Origin of the sequence: Acidovorax delafieldii 2AN (assembly GCF_000175235.1) — a bacterium.
GTDB classification, from domain to species: Bacteria; Pseudomonadota; Gammaproteobacteria; order Burkholderiales; family Burkholderiaceae_C; genus Acidovorax; species Acidovorax delafieldii_B.
Genome location: NZ_ACQT01000320.1, coordinates 1 through 3,518, shown reverse-complemented (window position 1 = coordinate 3,518; position 3,518 = coordinate 1). Strand labels below are relative to the sequence as shown.

The 3,518-nt window shown below is 66.4% G+C and carries 3 protein-coding genes; all 3 read right to left on the bottom strand.

The features are described from left to right. Positions 1 to 163, bottom strand: a 163-nt coding sequence (locus ACDELDRAFT_RS20340; RefSeq protein ID WP_005799957.1) for an FAD binding domain-containing protein, incomplete at its 3' end; no start/stop codon positions are given. A gap of 155 nt (positions 164 to 318) precedes the next feature. Further along, positions 319 to 2,706: a xanthine dehydrogenase family protein molybdopterin-binding subunit gene (locus ACDELDRAFT_RS20335; protein ID WP_005799956.1), complete on the bottom strand. Its 2,388-nt coding sequence runs from the start codon at positions 2,704 to 2,706 to the stop codon at positions 319 to 321. A 55-nt stretch (positions 2,707 to 2,761) separates the two neighbouring features. After that, complete coding sequence (locus ACDELDRAFT_RS20330) at positions 2,762 to 3,235, bottom strand: (2Fe-2S)-binding protein (RefSeq protein ID WP_005799955.1); 474 nt, start codon at positions 3,233 to 3,235, stop codon at positions 2,762 to 2,764. Positions 3,236 to 3,518 lie beyond the last annotated feature (283 nt).

Below are 3,518 nucleotides of genomic sequence, written 5' to 3'. Positions count from 1 at the left end.
GCTCGGCAATGCCGTTCAGGTCCACGATTTTTTCGGGGTTGGCCAGGCGCAGGCGCATGGAGGGCAGCAGGCTCTGCCCACCGGCCAGCAGCTTGCCGCCCTGGGCGATGAGCTGCGCGGCAGCGGCGGTGGTGGAAGGCGCTTCAAAGGTGAATGCGTACATAGGGAACTCCTGTCAGTTTTCATGCTGCGGCAGCGAAGACTCGCGACCGGTGAAAAGCGCACGGCGAGGGCCAGCGGCCGCCGCGCAAGGGCCGCCCCGCCGCGCTGGCGGCGTTCCCCTTGAGGGGGAAGGCGCGAAGCGACTCAGGGGGGGCTTCATGTTCTGGCGCTTTGGATGGCTTCCCACACGCGGTGCGGCGACGCGGGCATGTCGAAGTCCTTCACGCCCAAGGGACGCAGAGCGTCGAGCACGGCGTTGATCACCGCTGGCGGTGATCCAATGGCCCCGGCCTCGCCGCAGCCCTTGGTGCCCAGCGGGTTGTGCGTGCAGGGGGTGCACACATGGCCCAGCTTGAACTCAGGGAAGTCGTCGGCGCGCGGCATGGCATAGTCCATGAAACTGCCGGTGAGCAACTGGCCCGTCTCGCGGTCGTACACGCAGTTTTCCAGCACTGCCTGGCCAATGCCCTGCACCAGCCCGCCGTGCACCTGGCCTTCCACGATCATGGGGTTGATGATGGTGCCGAAGTCGTCCACGGCGGTGAAGCGGTCCACGCGCACCACGCCAGTCTGCGGGTCCACCTCCACCTCGCAGATGTAGGTGCCTGCGGGGAAGGTGAAGTTGGTCGGGTCGTAGAACGCGGTTTCGTTCAGGCCGGGCTCCAGCTTGTCGAGCGGGTAGTTGTGCGGCACGTAGGCCGTGAGCGCTACCTGGCCGAACGGGATCTTCCTGTCGGTGCCGCGCACGGTGAATTCGCCGCCGCTGAAATCGATGTCGGCATCGCTCGCCTCCATCAAATGCGCCGCGATTTTCTTGGCCTTGGCCTCGATCTTGTCCAGCGCCTTCATGATGGCCGCCCCGCCCACGCTGATGGAGCGCGAACCATAGGTGCCCATGCCAAAGGGCACGCGGCCCGTGTCGCCGTGCACGATGTCCACGTTCTCCACCGGGATGCCCAGGCGGGCGGCCACCACCTGCGCAAACGTGGTCTCGTGCCCCTGGCCGTGGCTGTGCGAGCCGGTGAACACCGTCACGCTGCCCGTGGGGTGCACGCGCACCTCGCCGCACTCGAACAGCCCTGCGCGCGCGCCCAGCGCACCGGCAATGTTCGACGGCGCAATGCCGCAGGCCTCGATATAGCTGCTGTAGCCCATACCGCGCTTGAGGCCCTTGGCCTCGCTGGCCGCCTTGCGCGCCGCAAACCCGGCCACGTCGGCCAGTTGCTGGGCCTGCGTCATGCAGGCGTGGTAGTCGCCAATGTCGTACTGCAGCGCCACGGGTGTCTGGTACGGGAAAGTGGTGATGAAGTTGCGCTTGCGGATTTCGTCCTGTGACAGGTTCATCTCCCACGCGCAGCGGGTGACCAGGCGCTCGAGCAGGTACGTGGCCTCGGGCCGGCCTGCGCCCCGGTAGGCGTCCACCGGTGCGGTGTTGGTGAACCACGAGTCCACCTCCACATACACCTGCGGCGTGCTGTACTGACCCGCCAGCAGCGTGGCGTACAGGATGGTGGGCACCGCGCTGGCAAAGGTGCTCAGGTAGGCGCCCAGGTTGGCGTGGGTGTGCACACGCAGCGCCAGGAACTTGCCGTCCTTGTCCATGGCCATCTCGGCGTGGCTCACATGGTCGCGGCCATGCGCGTCCGACAGGAACGATTCGCTGCGGTCCGCCACCCACTTGATGTTGCGGTTGAGCTTTTTGGAGGCCCAGGTCAGGCACACGTCTTCGGCGTACAGGTAGATCTTGGAGCCGAAGCCGCCGCCCACGTCGGGTGCGATCACGCGCACCTTGTGCTCAGGCAGGCCCATGACGAAGGCGGTCATGAGCAGGCGCTCGACGTGCGGGTTCTGGTTGCTCACGTAGAGCGTGTACTCGTCGCTCGCGCGGTTGTAGCTGCCGATGGCCGCGCGCGGCTCCATCGCGTTGGGGATAAGGCGGTTGTTGACCAGATCGAGCTGCGTCACGTGGGCGGCGTTGGCAAACGCAGCGTCCACGGCCCCCTTGTCGCCGATGGCCCATTTGAAGCAATGGTTGTCGGGTGCAATGTCGTGCAGCGCCGCGCCGGCCACAGCGCCCGAGGCGGCGTCGGCCACATTGACCACGGCGGGCAAAACGTCGTAATCCACCTCGACCAGTTCGGCTGCATCGCGCGCCTGTTGCTGGGTCTGCGCCACCACCATGGCCACATGGTCGCCGACATAGCGCACCTTGCCCTGGGCCAGGATGGGGTGCGGCGGCTCCTTCATGGGCTCGCCGTTGGTACTGGTGATGAGCCAGCCGCAGGGCAGGCCGTTGATGTTGTCGGCTGCCACGTCGGCGCCCACAAACACGCCCAATACGCCCGGCGCGGCCTTGGCGGCGTCCACATTGATGCCGTTGATCTTGGCGTGAGCGTGCGGCGAGCGCACAAACACCGCATGGCATTGCGCGGCCAGCACCACGTCGTCGGTGTATTGGCCCGCGCCGGTGAGGAAGCGATAGTCTTCCTTGCGCCTGAGCGATTCACCGATGTGCGGCAGCTTCGAAAAGTCGGATGCACCCATGGTCGGTTCTCCTTGGGAATTCGTGATGAATGAAAAAGCGGCGGTATGGGTGCGCTCAGGCCGGCGCCGCCATGGCCTTCTGCCCCTGCTGCACCGCGCGCACGATGTTCTGGTAGCCCGTGCAGCGGCAGATGTTGCCTTCGAGCAGCTCGCGGATCTCGCCTTCGCTGGCGTTCGGGTGGTTCTTGCACAGGTCCACCGCACTCATCACCATGCCCGGGGTGCAGAAGCCGCACTGCAGGCCATGGCACTCCTTGAACGCCGCCTGCATGGGGTGCATGGTGCCGTCGGGCGCGGCCAGGCCTTCGATGGTCTGCACGTCGGCGCCCTGCACCTGGACAGCCAACACCGCGCAGGACTTGACCGCCTGGCCGTTGAGGTGCACGGTGCACGCGCCGCATTGGCTGGTGTCGCACCCCACGTGGGTACCCGTGAGCTGCAGGTGCTCTCGCAGCGCGTGGACAAGGAGGGTGTTGGGAGGAACGTCAACACTGGCGGCACGCCCGTTGACCGTGAACTGGACTTGCATCTGGCTGTCTCCTGAACAGGTGAGGCTGGAGGGTCAGAGTGCATCTTGGTGCGCGCCCCCTCCCAGGACCCTAGGGACAACCCTGAATTCGCCGCACGCCGGGCGGGATATTCTCAAAATGAAACATGTTGCAGCGCACGACCGCCGCATCATGCGGGCTGCACGCCGTGGCCCGCCCACGTGAAAGCCGCGGCCCACCGCACCTTGCCGTCGCCCCACCCCATCGGGAGCCCCATGCTTGCCGTTGCCAACCCGCCGCCGACCGACCGCCAGGGCCTGATCG